This window comes from Streptomyces sp. NRRL F-5727, assembly GCF_000719555.1.
Classification (GTDB): Bacteria; Actinomycetota; Actinomycetes; order Streptomycetales; family Streptomycetaceae; genus Streptomyces.
In genome coordinates this window covers 116,403-133,372 of the sequence record NZ_JOGX01000014.1, presented here as the reverse complement: position 1 = coordinate 133,372, position 16,970 = coordinate 116,403, and the positions used below count along the sequence as shown (strand labels likewise).

Annotated in this window: 15 protein-coding genes; 7 read left to right on the top strand and 8 right to left on the bottom strand. The window is 71.2% G+C overall.

The genetic code is table 11. The annotated features are described in order from the left end of the window. Positions 1-789: NYN domain-containing protein (locus IF73_RS0113535; protein ID WP_199806642.1), on the bottom strand; the 789-nt coding region annotated here is incomplete at its 3' end. 235 nt (positions 790-1,024) lie between these two features. Between IF73_RS0113535 and IF73_RS41425 the strand changes: the two genes are divergently transcribed. Further along, positions 1,025-1,198, top strand: coding sequence for a hypothetical protein (locus tag IF73_RS41425; RefSeq protein ID WP_189945183.1), 174 nt, complete (start codon positions 1,025-1,027; stop codon positions 1,196-1,198). Positions 1,199-1,276: 78 nt separating this feature from the next. Here IF73_RS41425 and dnaE read toward each other — a convergent pair whose 3' ends face one another. After that, complete coding sequence (dnaE, locus tag IF73_RS0113525) at positions 1,277-4,816, bottom strand: DNA polymerase III subunit alpha (RefSeq protein ID WP_031007164.1); 3,540 nt, start codon at positions 4,814-4,816, stop codon at positions 1,277-1,279. Between the two features lie 159 nt (positions 4,817-4,975). Here dnaE and IF73_RS0113520 point away from each other — a divergent pair, with 159 nt between their 5' ends. The 5 genes from IF73_RS0113520 (at position 4,976) to IF73_RS0113500 (ending at position 11,058) form a co-directional block, all read left to right on the top strand. Next, the gene (locus IF73_RS0113520) at positions 4,976-6,301 is read left to right on the top strand and encodes a DUF2252 domain-containing protein (protein WP_031007162.1); all 1,326 of its coding nucleotides are present in this window, start codon (positions 4,976-4,978) and stop codon (positions 6,299-6,301) included. A gap of 60 nt (positions 6,302-6,361) precedes the next feature. Then, the gene (locus IF73_RS0113515) at positions 6,362-7,045 is read left to right on the top strand and encodes a hypothetical protein (RefSeq protein ID WP_031007159.1); all 684 of its coding nucleotides are present in this window, start codon (positions 6,362-6,364) and stop codon (positions 7,043-7,045) included. Positions 7,046-7,096: 51 nt separating this feature from the next. Then, positions 7,097-7,912 (top strand): DsbA family protein, encoded by an 816-nt coding sequence (locus IF73_RS0113510; RefSeq protein ID WP_031007157.1) that lies wholly within the window; start codon positions 7,097-7,099, stop codon positions 7,910-7,912. Positions 7,913-8,112: 200 nt separating this feature from the next. Next, the gene (locus IF73_RS0113505) at positions 8,113-9,762 is read left to right on the top strand and encodes an alkaline phosphatase D family protein (protein ID WP_031007156.1); all 1,650 of its coding nucleotides are present in this window, start codon (positions 8,113-8,115) and stop codon (positions 9,760-9,762) included. Between the two features lie 297 nt (positions 9,763-10,059). Continuing rightward, the gene (locus tag IF73_RS0113500; RefSeq protein ID WP_063833424.1) at positions 10,060-11,058 is read left to right on the top strand and encodes a zinc metalloprotease; all 999 of its coding nucleotides are present in this window, start codon (positions 10,060-10,062) and stop codon (positions 11,056-11,058) included. Between the two features lie 54 nt (positions 11,059-11,112). On the opposite strand, the gene IF73_RS0113495 is transcribed toward IF73_RS0113500, so the two are convergent. Both IF73_RS0113495 and IF73_RS0113490 read right to left on the bottom strand, forming a co-directional pair. Further along, positions 11,113-11,694, bottom strand: coding sequence for a dienelactone hydrolase family protein (locus tag IF73_RS0113495; RefSeq protein WP_031007152.1), 582 nt, complete (start codon positions 11,692-11,694; stop codon positions 11,113-11,115). 47 nt (positions 11,695-11,741) lie between these two features. Continuing rightward, positions 11,742-13,328, bottom strand: a complete 1,587-nt coding sequence (locus tag IF73_RS0113490) for a Na+/H+ antiporter (RefSeq protein ID WP_031007150.1) — start codon at positions 13,326-13,328, stop codon at positions 11,742-11,744. A 75-nt stretch (positions 13,329-13,403) separates the two neighbouring features. Here IF73_RS0113490 and IF73_RS0113485 point away from each other — a divergent pair, with 75 nt between their 5' ends. Further along, positions 13,404-13,592, top strand: a complete 189-nt coding sequence (locus tag IF73_RS0113485; protein ID WP_031007147.1) for a hypothetical protein — start codon at positions 13,404-13,406, stop codon at positions 13,590-13,592. A 177-nt stretch (positions 13,593-13,769) separates the two neighbouring features. Here IF73_RS0113485 and IF73_RS0113480 read toward each other — a convergent pair whose 3' ends face one another. From IF73_RS0113480 to IF73_RS0113465, 4 genes are all read right to left on the bottom strand, one after another. Beyond that, on the bottom strand, positions 13,770-14,237 hold the full coding sequence (locus tag IF73_RS0113480) for a GNAT family N-acetyltransferase (protein WP_031007145.1): 468 nt from the start codon (positions 14,235-14,237) through the stop codon (positions 13,770-13,772). Next, positions 14,234-15,175, bottom strand: a complete 942-nt coding sequence (locus tag IF73_RS0113475; protein ID WP_031007143.1) for an RluA family pseudouridine synthase — start codon at positions 15,173-15,175, stop codon at positions 14,234-14,236. Before IF73_RS0113475 ends, IF73_RS0113480 begins: the two co-directional genes overlap by 4 nt. A 43-nt stretch (positions 15,176-15,218) precedes the next feature. After that, positions 15,219-15,797: a signal peptidase II gene (lspA, locus tag IF73_RS0113470; protein ID WP_031007142.1), complete on the bottom strand. Its 579-nt coding sequence runs from the start codon at positions 15,795-15,797 to the stop codon at positions 15,219-15,221. 167 nt (positions 15,798-15,964) lie between these two features. Beyond that, a complete protein-coding gene (locus tag IF73_RS0113465) occupies positions 15,965-16,873 on the bottom strand; it encodes a TraR/DksA family transcriptional regulator (RefSeq protein WP_031007140.1) in 909 nt (302 codons plus the stop codon). Between the last annotated feature and the right edge of the window lie 97 nt (positions 16,874-16,970).

The following is a 16,970-nucleotide window of genomic DNA, read 5'->3' as shown; positions in this document are numbered from 1 at the left end:
GGCGAGGTCCTTGGGGGTGGGGACGGTCCTGCCGGCGGCGGGGGCGGGGGCGGCGGCGGGTCCGTGGCCGGCCGCGGCGGGGGCGGGGGCCCCGTCGGCCGGGCGCCCGTTCCGGGTGGCGGCCTCGGCGGCCCGCTCGGCGGAGGCGAGGGCGGACTCGGGGAGCGGGGCGGAGAGGATGGCGGCGATCTCGGGGCGGGGCACCGGCGGCGGGGCGCAGACGCCGGTGAGGTCCTTGGCGCGGACGGCCCGGGTGATCCAGGTCCGGTCGAGGACCCGGCGCTCGTCGGCCTCGGCGACCAGGTCCTCGGACTGGTTGTAGTCGCCGTCGGCGGCCTGGACGGCCCAGAGGTGGACGGCGACGCCGTGTTCCTTGGCGGACATCAGGCCGGGGAGCAGGTCGCCGTCGCCGGTGACGAGGACGATGTCGGAGCAGGCGCGGTTGCGGGCCAGTTCGGTGAGCTCGGTGTGCATGGCCGCGTCGACGCCCTTCTGCGCCCAGCGGCCGTCGCTGCGGGTCAGGGCGCCCAGCCGGACGGTGACCCGGGGCATGACGCGGAGCCGGCGGTGTTCGGGCTGGGGCACCCGGTCGGGGGCGCCGTCGAACCAGTAGATCCGCAGCAGCGGGAGGCCGGTCTCGATCTCGGCCCGTTCACGCAGCTGCTGGATGAGCCCGGCGTGGTCCACGCTGATGCGGGACCGGGACGAGTCCCCGGCGAGCAGGCTGGCGGCGGCCCCCAGCAGATAGCCGGCGTCCACCAGGACGACGCATCGGTCCACGTGCTCCACCTTCTTTCGGATCTCGGCCGGACTCGGGATCTCAGGTGCTCCGGGTTCCATCGAGTCTGCCCGACGGCCGGGGGGTTGACGGCCGGAACTGGATCATCGGCGTGGCGGAACCGGAACCGGCCGCCGCGCGCGGCGCCCTCACACACCGTAATGATCCAACATGCGGCGCTTTCTCCCGTATGTGAGTCTGACAGCGGCCCTGGCCCCTAGATCCCTTCGAGGAGGCATCATCCCCATGGCCAAGAACCGCAACCAGAACCGTCAGAAGCAGCAGCAGTCGCCGGCCGAGCGCGGTGCCCAGCAGGCGCAGCAGTCGTCGATGGAGTCCCAGGCCGAGAGCCGTGCCTCCCAGGTCACCCCCGGTGACATGGCACGGAAGGGCCGTCAGAAGCGCTTCGGTCACAACTGACGCACGACTGACGCCCGGAAGACGGCAAAGGGGCGCGCCCGTGACGACGGGCGCGCCCCTTGCGCGTGTGCGGACCGGTCAGCCGGCCAGGCAGGACGGGCCGAGCAGCACCTTCAGGTCGCCGAAGAGGGCGGGGTCGGGCTGGACCCGGTGGCGGTCGAGCCGGAGCACGGTGGTGGAGCGGGGGCCCTGGAGCTTGATCCGCACCTCGGTGTTGCCCTTGTGGTGGCGGAGGATCTCGTCCAGCCGGCTCACCATCGGCGGGGTGACCTTGAGGGCGGGGATGGTGAGGATCACGGGGGCGTTGGTCCCGGCGTTGGAGAGGTCGGGGACCATCAGCTCCATGGCGACCAGCCGGGGCACGTCCTCGCGCTTGTCGAGCCGGCCCTTGACGAAGACGACGGCGTCCTCGACGAGCTGGGTGGAGACCAGCTGGTAGGTGGCCGGGAAGAACATGCACTCGATGGAGCCGGCCAGGTCCTCGACGGTGGCGATGGCCCAGGCGTTGCCCTGCTTGGTCATCTTCCGCTGGAGGCCGGAGATGATGCCGCCGATGGTGACGACCGCGCCGTCGGCGTGCTCGCCGCCGGTGAGCTGGGAGATGCCGGCGTCGGTCTTGTCGGAGAGGACGTGCTCCAGGCCGAAGAGCGGGTGGTCGGAGACGTACAGGCCGAGCATCTCGCGCTCCTGCGCGAGCAGGTAGGTCTTGTCCCACTCGTCGTCGGTGAAGGTGACGTCCAGGCCGAAGCCGGGCTCGCTGCTGTCCTCCTCACCCATGCCGCCGAAGAGGTCGAACTGTCCCTCGGCCTCCTTGCGCTTGACCGCCACCACGTTGTCGATCATGGGCTCGTGCTGGGCGACCAGGCCCTTGCGGGTGTGGCCCATGGTGTCGAAGGCGCCGGCCTTGATCAGCGACTCGATGGTGCGCTTGTTGCAGACCACGGCCTCGACCTTGTCGAGGAAGTCGGGGAAGGAGGAGTACTTCCCCTTGGCCTTGCGGCTCTTGATGATCGACTCGACGACGTTGGCGCCGACGTTCCGGACGGCGGTGAGGCCGAAGAGGATGACGTCGTCGCCCTGGGCGGCGAAGTTCGCCTCCGACTCGTTGACGTTCGGCGGGAGGACCTTGATGCCCATGCGGCGGCACTCGTTGAGGTAGACCGCGGACTTGTCCTTGTCGTCCTTGACCGAGGTCAGCAGGCCCGCCATGTACTCGGCGGGGTAGTTCGCCTTGAGGTAGGCGGTCCAGTAGGAGACCAGGCCGTACGCGGCGGAGTGCGCCTTGTTGAAGGCGTAGCCGGCGAAGGGGACCAGCACGTCCCAGAGGGCCTGGATGGCCTCGTCGCTGTAGCCGTTCTTCTGGGCGCCGGCCTGGAAGATGGTGAAGTTCTTCGCCAGCTCGTCGGGCTTCTTCTTGCCCATGACGCGGCGGAGGATGTCGGCCTCGCCGAGCGAGTAGCCGGCGATGATCTGGGCGGCCTTCTGCACCTGCTCCTGGTAGACGATCAGACCGTAGGTGACCGCGAGCACCTCTTCGAGCGGCTTCTCCAGCTCGGGGTGGATCGGGGTGATCTCCTGCTGGCCGTTCTTGCGCAGGGCGTAGTTGGTGTGCGAGTTCATGCCCATCGGGCCCGGGCGGTAGAGCGCGGACACGGCGGAGATGTCTTCGAAGTTGTCGGGCTTCATCAGCCGCAGCAGGGACCGCATGGGGCCGCCGTCGAACTGGAAGACGCCGAGGGTGTCGCCGCGCTGGAGCAGCTCGAAGGTCTTGGGGTCGTCGAGCGGCAGGGCCAGGAGGTCGAGGTCGATCCCCTTGTTGGCCTTCACCATCTTGACGGCGTCGTCCATGATCGTGAGGTTGCGCAGGCCGAGGAAGTCCATCTTCAGCAGGCCGAGCGACTCGCACTGCGGGTAGTCCCACTGCGTGATGGTGACGCCGTCGGTGTGCCGCACCCAGATCGGGGCGTGGTCGACGATCGGCTCGCTGGACATGATCACGCCGGCGGCGTGCACGCCCATCTGGCGGACCAGGCCCTCGACGCCCTTGGCGGTGTCGATGACCTTCTTCACGTCGGGCTCGTTCTCGTACATCGCCCGGATCTCGCCCGCCTCGCTGTAGCGCGGGTGGGAGGGGTTGGTGATGCCGTCGAGGTCGATGCCCTTGCCGAGGACGTCGGCGGGCATGGCCTTGGTGAGCCGGTCGCCCATGGCGTACGGGTAGCCCAGCACGCGCGCGGAGTCCTTGATCGCGTTCTTGGCCTTGATCTTGCCGTAGGTGCCGATCATGGCGACCTTGTCGGCGCCGTACTTCTCGGTCACGTAGCGGATCACCTCGACGCGCCGGCGCTCGTCGAAGTCGATGTCGACATCGGGCATCGAGATGCGCTCGGGGTTGAGGAAGCGCTCGAAGATCAGGCCGTGCGGGATCGGGTCGAGGTCGGTGATGCCCATGGCGTACGCGACGATCGAGCCGGCCGCGGAGCCTCGGCCGGGGCCCACGGCGATGCCCTGGCTCTTGGCCCACATGATGAAGTCGGCGACGACGAGGAAGTAGCCCGGGAAGCCCATCGAGATGATGGTGTCCATCTCGTACTCGACCTGCTTCATGCGGTCCTCGGGGATCCCGTTCGGGAAGCGCCGGTGCATGCCCTTCATGGTCTCCGCGCGGAACCAGGTGACCTCGGTGTAGCCCTCCGGGATGTCGAACTTCGGCATGAGGTTCTTGGCCTCGAACATGCCGGTGGTGTCGACCTGCTCGGCGACCAGGAGCGTGTTGGCGCACCCCTCCTGCCAGGCGTCCGAGGAGTCGATGGCGTACATCTCGTCCGTGGACTTCAGGTAGTAGCCCGTGCCGTCGAACTTGAAGCGGTCCGGGTCGGAGAGGTTCTTGCCGGTCTGGATGCAGAGCAGCGCGTCGTGGGCGGTCGCCTCGTGCGCGTAGGTGTAGTGCGAGTCGTTGGTGACCAGCGGCGGGATGCCGAGCTTCTTGCCGATCTCCAGCAGGCCGTCGCGGACCCGGCGCTCGATCTCGATGCCGTGGTCCATCAGCTCCAGGAAGTAGCGGTCCTTGCCGAAGATGTCCTGGTACTCGGAGGCCGACTTCAGGGCCTCGTCGAACTGGCCGAGGCGCAGCCGGGTCTGGAGCTCGCCGGAGGGGCAGCCGGTGGAGGCGATCAGGCCCTCCGACCACTGGGAGATGGTCTCCTTGTCCATCCGGGGCCACTTCTGGAGCCAGCCCTCGGCGTAGGCGTCGGAGGAGAGCTTGAAGAGGTTGTGCAGTCCGGTGGCGTTCGCCGCCCAGATCGTCTTGTGGGTGTAGCCGCCGGAGCCGGAGACGTCGTCCTTCTTCTGGTGCGGCTGGCCCCACTGGATCTTGCGCTTGTTCCGCCGGGACTCGGGGGCGACGTACGCCTCGATGCCGATGATCGGCGTGACCCCCGCCTTCTTGGCGCTGTGGAAGAAGTCGTAGGCGCCGTGCAGGTTGCCGTGGTCGGACATGGCGATATGGGTCATGCCCATCTCGTTGCACGCGTTGAACATGTCCTTCAGCCGCGCGGCACCGTCCAGCAGGGAGTACTGGGTGTGGACGTGGAGGTGCGTGAAGGGCGGCTTGGTCACAGGGGGTGCCTCCGACTATGAACTTCTGGGGGGACAGCGTCGAAGTCTACGTCGCACGAGTGACAGGAGGCGGGCACCGGCCGGTACCGTCGCGCGTTGTGAGTCAGGGAACACCTGTCCCCATTTGTCATGACCAGTCCCGCACAGGAGGCACCTTCGATGCCGGTCCCCCAGCCCGCCGCCGCCGAGCGCGGTGAGCAGATCCTCGCCGTCTTCGACACCGCCTTCGGCGAGCTGCTCGCCGCCGACCCGGCGGCCTTCAAGGTCAAGTTCCGGAAGATGGCCGGATCCGCCTTCGCCTTCTACCGGGGCACCGCCTGCCTCTTCTACCAGGACCTGGAGCGGGAGACCCGGGGCGGCCCGTTCCTGGACGAGCGGACCGGCCGGGTGTGGATCCACGGCGACCTCCACGCGGAGAACTTCGGCACCTACATGGACGCCAACGGACGCCTGGTCTTCAACGTGAACGACTTCGACGAGGCGTACGTGGGGCCCTTCACCTGGGACCTCAAGCGGCTCGCCGCCTCCCTCGCCCTGATCGGCTACTCCAAGGCGCTCAGCGACGAGCAGATCACCCAGCTGGTCCGGATCTACGCGGCGGCCTACCGGGAGCGGATCCACGCCCTGGCCACCGGCGCCAAGGGCGACGAGGTGCCCGGCTTCACCCTGGAGACCGCCGACGGCGCGCTCCTCGGGGCGCTGCGCGAGGCCCGCGCGATGACCCGCTTCGGGCTGCTCGACTCGATGACCGAGATACGGGAGTACGAGCGCCGCTTCGCCGCCGGCGGCGGCGCGATCCCGCTGGACGCGGCGACCCGCTACAAGGTGCTGGCGGCCTTCGACGGCTATCTGGAGACGCTGCCGCGGTCGAGCCTGGTCCGCCCGGACTCGTACCGGGTGAAGGACGTGGTCGGGCGGCGCGGGATCGGCATCGGCTCGGCCGGCCTCCCCTCGTACAACATCCTCCTGGAGGGGCACAGCGACGCCCTGGAGAACGACGTCGTGATCTACCTCAAGCAGGCGCAGACCCCGGCGGTCTCGCGCCACGTCACGGACCCGGCGGTGCGGGGCTACTTCCGGCACGAGGGGCACCGCACGGTGATCTCGCAGCGGGCGCTGCAGGCGCACGCCGACCCGTGGCTGGGGTGGACGGAGCTGGACGGCGCCGGGCAGCTGGTCGCCGAGGTGTCGCCGTACGCGGTGGACCTGGACTGGTCCGACATCGACGACCCGCAGGACATCGCGGCGACCGTGGCCGACCTGGGCCGGGCGACCGCGACCATGCACGCGGCGGCGGACGAGTCCAGCGGCCACTCGCTGGTGCCGTTCTCCACCGAGCGGGCCATCGACGGCGCGATCGCGGCCGACGAGGAGGGCTTCGCGGAGCTGCTGGTGGAGTTCGCCCACGCGTACGGGGCACGCGCGCGTGCCGACCACCAGATCTTCGTGGACCTCTTCCGGAACGGACGGATACGGGGCTTCTGACGGGGCCCACAGCTCCTCCTTAGGGACCCCTTACGACCCGGCGTGGCAGACTCTTCGGCAATGGACATGGCAGGGACGCGGCTGAGGGCGCTGCGGGCGGCGGTCTTCACGGCACTGGTCGTGACGCTGTCCGTGGCCTCCCATGTGCTGCTCTCGCGCGTCCCGCTGCCGCTGGGCACGGTCGTCCCGGTCGCCGTCGGCGTCTTCGCCGTGGCGTACGCGCTGGCCGGCCGGGAGCGCGGCTTCGGCCCGATCGCGGGGCTGCTCGTCCCGCTGGAGCTGGCCGCCGACACGCTCTTCACCTCCGGCCAGGCGGTCTGTTACGGCCCCGCCGGCGGACCGGTCGCCGGCGCGCTGCGCTCCTTCGGCGTCGAGGTGCTGTGCGGCGGGGCGGTCGGCACGCCGCTGCCCGGTGTGGTGGCGCCCGACGGCGCGGCCGCCGCGGTGCTCTCCTCCCCCGATCCGGCACTGCCGTGGCTGCTGCTCGGCGCCCATGTGCTGGTCGGCCTCTCGGCGGCCGGCTGGCTGCGCGGCGGGGAGCGGGCACTGGTGCGGCTGCTCGGCGCGGTGGCCGCCTCGGCCTTCCGTCCGCTGGAGCTCCTCGTGGCCCTGGCGGGCGCGGATCGTCCGGCCGCGCCGGGTGCGGCGCGTCCGCGGCCCCGGCCGCGCGTGTCCCGGGCCCGGCCGCTGGTGCACTCCGTGGGGCGGCGGGGGCCGCCGCGGGGATCCCTCGCTCTCGTCTGAGCGCACGATCCCCCCGTTCCACCCCTTTTTTCCTTCCGGAGATTCACGATCATGAGTGCACGCAACAACCAGGCCAACAAGGCTGCCGCCCGCGAGCGTCTGCGCGCCGAGCGCGAGGCGCAGGCGAAGAAGGACCGGGCCCGCCGGCAGCTGATCGTCGGTGTCTCGGCGGTGGCGGTGCTCGCCGCGGCCGGCGGCATCGGCTACGCGGTCGTCCAGGCCAACCAGCCCTCCGCGTGGGAAACCGCCGCCGACGCGAAGACGATCACGGCCCCGAAGAACACCGAGGGCGAGAACGGCACCACGGTCGTCGTCGGCAAGGCGTCGGCGAAGAAGACCCTGGAGCTGTACGAGGACTCGCGCTGCCCGGTCTGCGCGACCTTCGAGCAGTCCGTCGGCTCCACCGTGGAGAAGGACGTCGAGGCCGGCAAGTACAAGGTCAAGTACGTGGGCGCGACCTTCATCGACAACATGGACAAGGGCGAGGGCTCGAAGAACGCCCTGTCCGCGCTGGGCGCGGCGCTGGACGTCAGCCCGGAGGCGTTCCTCGACTACAAGGCGGCGCTCTACTCCGCGAAGTGGCACCCGGAGGAGAGCGAGGACAAGTTCGCGAAGGACTCCTACCTGCTGGAGGTCGCGGACACGGTCCCGGCGCTGAAGGGCAACGCCGCCTTCAGGAAGCACGTGGAGGACGGCACCTTCGACGCCTGGGCGATGAAGATGTCGAAGACCTTCGACAAGAGCGGTGTGACGGGCACCCCGACGCTGAAGATGGACGGCAAGACGCTGACCGCCCAGGGCTCGCAGAACCCGCCGCTGACGGTCGAGGAGTTCAACGCCGCGCTCACCCCGCTCCTCGCGGGCTGACCTCCCCTCGTACGCTCCCCGGCCCCGCGCGGGCCGGGGACGACGGGCGCCTCCGGAGGGCGCCGGGCGACCGGATTCCGGGAGAAGAGGGCATGCGGAGGCAAGGACTCCGGAAAACCTCGTGAGCGGCGGGCGAACCCCGGGAGAACTTTCCGGATTTCGGGGTCAACCTTTTGTACCCGTCAGTAATCTGACTGGCCGTGACCAGTCACTCCATATCTCCTGCCCCCACGCGGCGCACGGTCGTCAAGGCCGCCGCCGTCACCGCCGTCGCCACCCCCGCGCTGCTCGGCGCGGCCGCGCCGGCCCTCGCGGACGCCCCGGCGCCCGCCTTCCTGCACGGTGTCGCCTCCGGTGACCCGCTGCCCGACGGCGTCCTGCTCTGGACGCGCGTCACCCCCTCCCCGGAGGCCGTGCCCGGCTCCGGCCTCGGCGCGGACGTCCGCGTCGACTGGGAGGTGGCCGAGGACCGCTCCTTCACCCGGGTCGTCGCCTCGGGTTCGACCACCGCGTCCGCCGCCGCCGACCACACGGTCAAGGCCGACGTCCGCGGACTGCGCCCGGCCACCGCCTACTTCTTCCGCTTCACCGCCGGCACCACGGTCTCGGCGGCCGGCCGGACCCGCACCGCCCCGGCCGTCGACGCCGCCGCGCCGGGCGTCCGCTTCGGCGTGGTGTCCTGCGCCAACTTCGAGGCCGGCCACTTCTCCGCGTACCGCCACCTGGCCGGCCGCGCCGACCTGGACGCGGTCCTGCACCTGGGCGACTACATCTACGAGTACGCGAGCGGGGTCTACCCGGAGGCCGGGGACACCGTCCGGCCGCACGAGCCGCGCCACGAGATCGTCTCCCTGGCCGACTACCGCACCCGGCACGGCCGGTACAAGACGGACCCCGACCTCCAGGCGCTGCACGCCGCCCACCCGATGGTGGCGATCTGGGACGACCACGAGTTCGCCAACGACGCCTGGACCGGCGGCGCGGAGAACCACACCCCCGGCACCGAGGGCGACTGGGCCGCCCGGGTCGCCGCCGCCAAGCGGGCCTACTTCGAGTGGATGCCGGTCCGCTCCTCCACGGAGGGCACGGTCTTCCGGCGGATCCGCTTCGGCAGGCTGGCCGATCTGCACCTGCTCGACCTGCGCTCCTTCCGCTCCGCCCCGGCGAAGACGGGCTCCGGCACGGTCGACGACCCGGAGCGTACGATCACCGGTCGCGCGCAGCTCGACTGGCTGAAGTCCGGGCTGGCCGGTTCGGACGCCGCCTGGCAGCTGGTCGGCACCTCGGTGATGATCTCGCCGGTGGCCTTCGGCTCGCTGCCCGCGTACCTCCTGGAGCCGCTCGCCGAGCTGATGGGGCTGCCGACCGAGGGGATCGCGGTCAACGTCGACCAGTGGGACGGCTACACCGACGACCGCAAGGAGCTGCTGGCGCACCTGAGCTCCCGGGGGATCAGGAACACCGTCTTCCTGACCGGCGACATCCACATGGCGTGGGCCAACGACGTGCCGGCCAGGGCGGCCACGTACCCGCTCTCCGCGTCGGTGGCCACCGAGTTCGTGGTCACCTCGGTGACCTCGGACAACCTCGACGACATGCTGAACGTGGCTCCGGGCACCCTCTCGGTGGTGGCCGCGGGCGCGGTGCGGACGGCCAACCGGCATGTGAAGTGGGTGGACATGGACCACCACGGGTATGGCGTCCTCGACGTGACCGCCGAGCGCTCGCAGATGGACTACTACACGGTCTCCGACAAGCGCGACCCGGCCGCGACCACGTCCTGGGCCCGCTCCTACCGGACGCTCAGCGGAACGCAGCGCGTCGAGCGGGTGTACCAGCCGGTCATCTGATCGCCGCATCACCGTCGATTTTCAGCCATGATCGTCCGTGTTAACGGAAGATCACATGGCTACGGCGGGTGGTGGTCACGAGGTCTCGAATCCGGACACACCACCCGCCTCCGGCGCAGCTTCTGTTACGCCGCTGTCTCAAACTCCGGAAGCCGCCCAAAATTTTCTTCCCGATGTCCCCAATTGCCCTCCGATTGATTGGGCCTGATCACCGCTCAACGGTGTCTGACATGGACGCGTAATCTCCCCGCCGTGGCGAGGAAGTACCTCCCCACAACCCCCCGCGAGGAGTCACCTGTGCGTGCTCTTGTCCGTATATCGCCGCGTACCTCACGTCGTGTACTCGGCACCGCCGTCCTGGCCGGAACCCTGGCCCTGGCGCCGTTCTCCGCGCCCGTCGTCGCCCAGGCGTCCCCGACCCTGGCCGGCGCCTCCGCCGAGGAGTGCGCCGACGACACGGCCGCCCTGTCCGGCGCCCGCAAGGAGAAGGGCGCCGACGCCCACGCCCACGAGCCGGGTGAGATCTCCGCCGCCCAGGCCAAGGCCATGGACGCCGACCTGAGCAAGAAGCTCTCGGCGCTGAAGTCGAGCGGCCGGCTCTCCGCCACGGCCGCCACCGCGGGCGCCACCATCCCGGTCTACTTCCACGTCGTCCACAGCGGCACGACCGGCAAGCTGAGCGCCACGGACATCAACAACCAGATGAACGTGCTCAACGCGGCCTTCGGCGGCCAGGGCACCGGCAACGTGAACACCGGCTTCCAGTTCTCGCTCGCCGGCACCACCTACACGGACAACGCGTCCTGGTACAACCTGGCCTCCGGCTCCACCGCCGAGAAGGCGATGAAGCAGTCCCTCCGCCAGGGCGGCGCGAACGCGCTGAACATCTACACCGCCAACCTCAGCGGCGGCCTGCTCGGCTGGGCGACCTTCCCGTCCTCGTACCAGTCCAACCCGTCCATGGACGGCGTGGTCCTGCTCGACGCCTCCCTGCCGGGCGGCTCGGCGGCCAACTACAACCAGGGCGACACCGCCACCCACGAGGTCGGCCACTGGATGGGCCTGTACCACACCTTCCAGGGCGGCTGTAACGGCAACGGCGACTACGTCGCCGACACCCCGGCCGAGAAGTCCCCGGCCTACGAGTGCCCGACCGGCCGTGACTCCTGCGCCTCCAAGACCGGTGTGGACCCGATCCACAACTTCATGGACTACACGTACGACGCGTGCATGTACCAGTTCACCACGGGCCAGGTGACCCGGATGAACGACCACTGGACCGCGTACCGCGCCTGACGGCCCGTCCACGTCCGAACGGCCCCCGGGGGACTCCCCCGGGGGCCGTCCCCGTCAGCGCTCCTCGTCCAGCCCGTCGAGGAAGTCGAGCGCGATCGCCCAGGTCCGCTCCGCGGCCTCGGCGTCCCAGTCCGGCAGCTCCGGGTCCGTGTACACGTGCCCGGCGCCCCGGTACCGGTAGATCTCCACGTCCGCCCCGGCCTTCCCCATCTGGAGGTACCAGGCGGACAGCCAGTCGTCCGTCTCGAACGGGTCGGGCTCGGCCACGTGCAGCTGGACCGGCAGCTCGTCCACCGACGCGTTCGGCGCCAGGTCCGAGGTGCCGTGGAGGAGCAGCAGCCCGCGCGCCTTCTCGTCGCCGAGCGCCAGCGTCTGCGCCACCGAGGCCCCGAAGGAGAAGCCGGCGTAGACGAGCCCGCGCTCCGAGTAGGGGGCCGCGGCGAGCACCGCGCGCTTCAGCAGCTCGTCCGAGCCGATCTCGTCCTTCTTCGCCATGGCCGCCTCCACCGAGTCGGTGGTCCAGCCGTCGAAGAGGTCCGGCACCCACACCTGGTGGCCGGCGGCCCGAAGCCGGTCGGCGGCGGCCTCCACGGCCGGGCGCTTCCCGTACACCGAGTGGAAAAGCATGATGTCCATCCCGCCATCCTGCCACCCGCCCCCGTCAGGCCGTGGGAACCCCCAGGTCAGCGCAGTGAGCGGACGTCCAGCTGCCGCAGCACCCGGTCCACCACCTCGGGGTCGGCGCCCGGCTCGCTGCGCGCGGAGAGGACGGCGTGCCGGGCGGCGGACATCAGCTCCCGCTGGATCGACTGGAGCTTCCTCACCCGCTCGGCCCGCTCCGTGAAGGCGGCCCGCCGTTCCTCGTCGACCATGTCCGGGCTGATCCGGGCCCCGATGTCGAAGGCCCCGCGCTGGAGTCGTTCGGCGATCTCCTCGGGCAGCTCCTCGACCTCCTCGATCTCCTTGAGCCGCCGCTTGGCCGCCTTCGCGGCGCGGACGGCGAGCTCCCGCTCGAAGGCCCGCTCGGCGTCCGCGTCGGCCTTCACCCCGAGCCTGCGCACCAGCCAGGGCAGGGTGAGCCCCTGGGCGACCAGCGTCGCCATGATCACGCAGAAGGCGAGGAAGACCAGCTCGTCCCGGCCGGGGAAGGGCGAGCCGTCCTCGGTGGTCCGCGGGATGGCCAGGGCCAGCGCCACCGAGGCCACCCCGCGCATCCCGGACCACCACATGACGACCGTCTCCCGCCAGCTCATCGGGATCTCCTCGGCCACGTCCCTGCGGTCGTGCAGCCGCTTCGCCAGCCAGGTGGCGGGCAGCAGCCACAGCAGCCGGACCCCGACGACCACGACGACGATCACGGCGCCCCAGCCGAGCATCTCGCCGGCCCGTCCCTCCGCGACGCCGAAGACATGGATCAGTTCGAGACCGATGAGGCCGAAGGCGATGCCGGTGACGAGGGTGTCGACGACCTCCCAGAAGGTCTGCCCGGCGAGCCGCCCCATCACGTCGTCGGCGTCGACCGCGTACTCGGCGAGGAAGAGCGCGGTGACCAGGACCGCGAGCACCCCGGAGCCGTGCAGCTCCTCGGCGATCACATAGGAGACGAAGGGGACGAGGAGGGTGAGGCCGGTCTGGAGGGTGGCGTCGCCGAGGAAGGCCATCAGCCTGTTGGTGACCCAGCCGAGCCCCAGGCCGACGGCGACCGCGACGACCGCCGACAGGACCAGCTCGCCGAGCGCCTCCGGCCAGGAGAACTCACCGCTCACCACCGCCGCGACGGCCACGTGGTAGAGCACGATCGCGGTGACGTCGTTGAAGAGCCCCTCGCCCTCCAGGATCGACACCAGCCGCCGGGGCAGCCCGAGCGAGCCGGCCACGGCGGTCGCCGCGACCGGGTCGGGCGGCGCGACCAGGGCGCCGAGCGCGAGCGCGGCGGCCAGCGGGATGCCGGGGACCAGCGCGTCCGCGACCGCGCCGACGGCGGCCGTGGTGACGAAGACCAGGGCGACCGCGAGCAGGAAGATCGGCCGCCGGTTGGCCGCGAACTGCCGCCAGGAGGTGCGCTGCACGGAGGCGTAGAGCAGCGGCGGCAGCACCAGCGGCAGGATGAACTCGGGCGGGATGTCGACGTTCGGCACGAACGGCAGCAGGGCCAGCACGATCCCGAGCAGCGTCATCAGGACCGGCGCGGGCAGCCCCAGCCGGTCGCCGAGAGGCACGGTGAGCACCGCCCCGAGCAGCAGCAAGAACAGCAGGGCGAGCTGGTCCACGGTGTCCCCTCGAGCCGGTCGAAGATCGAAGGCATATCATAAAAGGGACATTCCGGCCACTGCGAGGAGGATGTCATGCTGAAGCAGTCCCTCGGGCGCCGCGCGGCAGCCCTCATGCTCGCCGTCGCGGGCGTGCTCGGCGCCGGCTCGGCAGCGCTGGCGGCACCTCACCCGCCCACCAACGGCGGAAACGGTGGAGGCCAGAGCGGCCAGTGCACCGGCCCCGTCACCGAACGGCCGCACGGCTGCCACACCTGGAAGTAGCCGCCGCCCCACACACCACGCCCCGGGCGCGCCACGAACCGCCCCGGGAATCAGCAAGGGCCTGTCCACCGGACCAGGCCCTCCGTCGTGTCCGGAGACAGTCGTCCGCGAACCGGCGCCCGGGAACGCGTCCGGGAACGCGTCCGGGGACGGGCGCGGGAACGGGCGTGGGGACCTTTAGAGCGCCCGCCGCATCGCCCGGTGCGGGATCCCCGCGTCCGGGAACTCCCCGCCGTACGCCGCGTAGCCCAGCCGTTCGTAGAAGCCGAGGGCCCGGGTCTGGGCGTGCAGGTCGACGGCGGTCAGGCCGCGCGCGCGGGCCGCGTCCTCGATCGCCCGGACCAGTGCCGCGCCGACCCCGAGGCCGCGCGCCACCCCGGCGACCGCGAGCCGGCCGAGCGAGCCCACCGAGGCGTCCCCGCCGGTCTTCCCGGCCGCGTCGGCCCCGTGCAGCAGCCGGCCGGTGCCCAGCGGCACCCCGTCCGCCCGGACCGCGAGGACGTGCACGGCGGTGGAGTCGTACGCGTCGTACTCCAGCTCCGCCGGGACGCCCTGCTCCTCGACGAAGACCGCGCGGCGGACCGCGAAGCACGCCTCCAGATCGGCCTCGCCGACGGCCTCGCGGACCGTGTACGCCTCGGTCACCGGCTCTCCGCCTCGATGCGGTCGAGGGCGGTCTGGAGGTCGGCCGGGTAGGTGGAGGCGAACTCGACCCACTTCCCGTCGCCCGGGTGCTCGAAGCCCAGCCGGACCGCGTGCAGCCACTGGCGGGTCAGCCCGAGCCGCTTGGCCATGGTCGGGTCGGCGCCGTAGGTGAGGTCGCCGACGCAGGGGTGGCGGTGGGCCGACATGTGCACCCGGATCTGGTGGGTGCGGCCGGTCTCCAGCTTGATGTCGAGCAGCGAGGCCGCCCGGTACGCCTCGATCAGGTCGTAGTGGGTGACGGACGGCTTGCCGTCGGCGGTCACGGCCCACTTGTAGTCGTGGTTCGGGTGCCGGCCGATGGGCGCGTCGATGGTGCCGCTCAGCGGGTCCGGGTGGCCCTGGACCAGCGCGTGGTAGCGCTTGTCGACCGTGCGCTCCTTGAACTGGCGCTTGAGCGAGGTGTACGCGTACTCGGACTTGGCGACCACCATCAGGCCGGAGGTGCCGACGTCGAGGCGGTGCACGATGCCCTGGCGCTCGGCGGCGCCGGAGGTGGAGATCCGGTAGCCGGCGGCGGCGAGGCCGCCGATCACGGTGGTGCCGGTCCAGCCGGGGCTGGGATGCGCGGCGACCCCGATCGGCTTCATGATCACCACGATGTCGTCGTCGTCGTGGACGATCTCCATGCCCTCCACGGGCTCGGCGACGATCTGCACGGGCGCGGGGGCGCCCGGCATCTCGACCTCCAGCCACGCGCCGCCGCTCACCCGCTCGGACTTGCCGACGACGGCGCCGTCGACCTGGACCTTCCCCGCCGCGGCGAGCTCGGCCGCCTTCGTACGGGAGAACCCGAACATACGGGCGATGGCGGCGTCGACGCGCTCGCCCTCCAGGCCATCGGGAACGGGCAGGGTGCGGATCTCGGGACTCGTGCTCACCCGTCGAGTATGCCTTGTGCCGGGAGTGCTCGGTCCTGCCCGCTCAGTCCTTGTGGACGGTGCCGTCCGGGTCCAGGCCCCGGAACGACAGGATGACGATCAGGATGCCGCCGCAGACGATCGCCGAGTCGGCGAGGTTGAAGACGGCGAAGTGCGCCGGGGCGATGAAGTCCACCACCGCGCCCTCGAAGACGCCCGGTGAGCGGAACAGCCGGTCCGTGAGGTTGCCCAGCGCGCCGCCGAGCAGCAGGCCCAGCGCGATCGCCCAGGGCAGGCTGTAGAGCTTCCGGGCCAGCCGGATGATCACCACGATGACGGCCGCCGCGATGCAGGTGAAGACGATGGTGAACGCCTCGCCCATGCCGAAGGCCGCGCCCGGGTTGCGGATCGCCTCGAAGCGGAGCAGATCGCCGATGACCTTGATCGGCTCGCGGCCCTCCAGCTTCTCCACCACGACGATCTTGCTGCCGAGGTCGATCAGGTAGGCGAGGACGGCCACCACGAAGAGCGCGACGATCCGCCGCCTGCCCCTCGGAGCCCCCTCGGGCCGCTCCTCCGGGGCGGCCGAGTCCTCGGCCCCTGCTGAATCCGGCGTACCGATGACGCTCTCCGCCTCTGCCACGTGAGTGAGTCCCTCGAACCTCGTTGCCTGACCGTGCACCGAGGGTACGGCACAGGCGTACGAGACCGGCAGTCCGTACCACCGCCGCCCGTGCGCCGGGCCAGGCCCTTTCCGCCCCTTTCCACCGGATCGGACCGGCCCGCCCGGCGCGCACGGCCGGACGGGACCTAGCCGCGCCGCTCCTGCTTCTGCTTGTCCTCCACGCAGAGGGTGGCCCGGGGGAACGCCTGCATGCGGGCCTTGCCGATGGGCTTGCCGCAGACCTCGCAGAGGCCGTACGTGCCCGCGTCGAGCCGCTCCAGTGCGTGCTCGGACTGCTCCAGCATCTCCCGGGCGTTCGCGGCCAGGGCCAGCTCGTGCTCGCGGGTGATGTTCTTGGTGCCGGTGTCGGCCTCGTCCTGGCCGGCCCCGTCCCCGGAGTCCCGCATCAGACCGGTCAGCTCCTCCTGGGAGTGCGCCAGCTCGCTGCGCAGCCGCAGCACCTCGGCCTGGAGCTCGCTGCGGGCCTCGGCGACCTCCTCCGGCGTCCACGGGTCCTCGCCGGGCCGTACCGCGAGCTCCCCGGTACGCGCCGGGGGCACGGCCGCCTCGTCCTCGGCGGTCGTGACGCCACCCGCGGTCTTCTTCGCTGCCACCGTCCTGGCTCCTGTCTGCTTCTTCGCGGCGGCCTTCCGGCCGACGGCCTTCTTCACGGACTTCTCCCCCTCCGGAGCCTCCTGGACCCCGCCCCCGCCCTCACCGGCACTTCCGTCGACCGCGCCCCCGGCGTCGGCGTCACCGGCCGCCGCCTTCCTCGAGGCCGTCTTCTTCGAGGCCGTCTTCTTCGCCGCGGTCTTCTTCACCGCGGCCTTCTTGGCGGCCGCCTTCTTGGCCGCCGCCTTCTTCGCGGCCGGCGCCGCCGCGGGGGCGGACGCGGCGGCCGGGGCCTCCGCCGTCTCGTCCGCGGACGCCCTCTTCCCGGACGTCCGCTTCGACGCCTTGCGCGCCGGGGCCCCGGGGTCGCCCGGGGAACCGGCGGACCCGGGGTCCCCGGCGGCGGCCGGGGACTGCTTCGCGGCGGTCTTCTTCGCCACCATGTCGCGGCCCCTTCACATTTTGTGATCTTGCTCGCGCATCGTGCTGGGACGATAAATCGGCCCAAGGCGCGCGGCAACGGGGCACGCCGCCCATTCC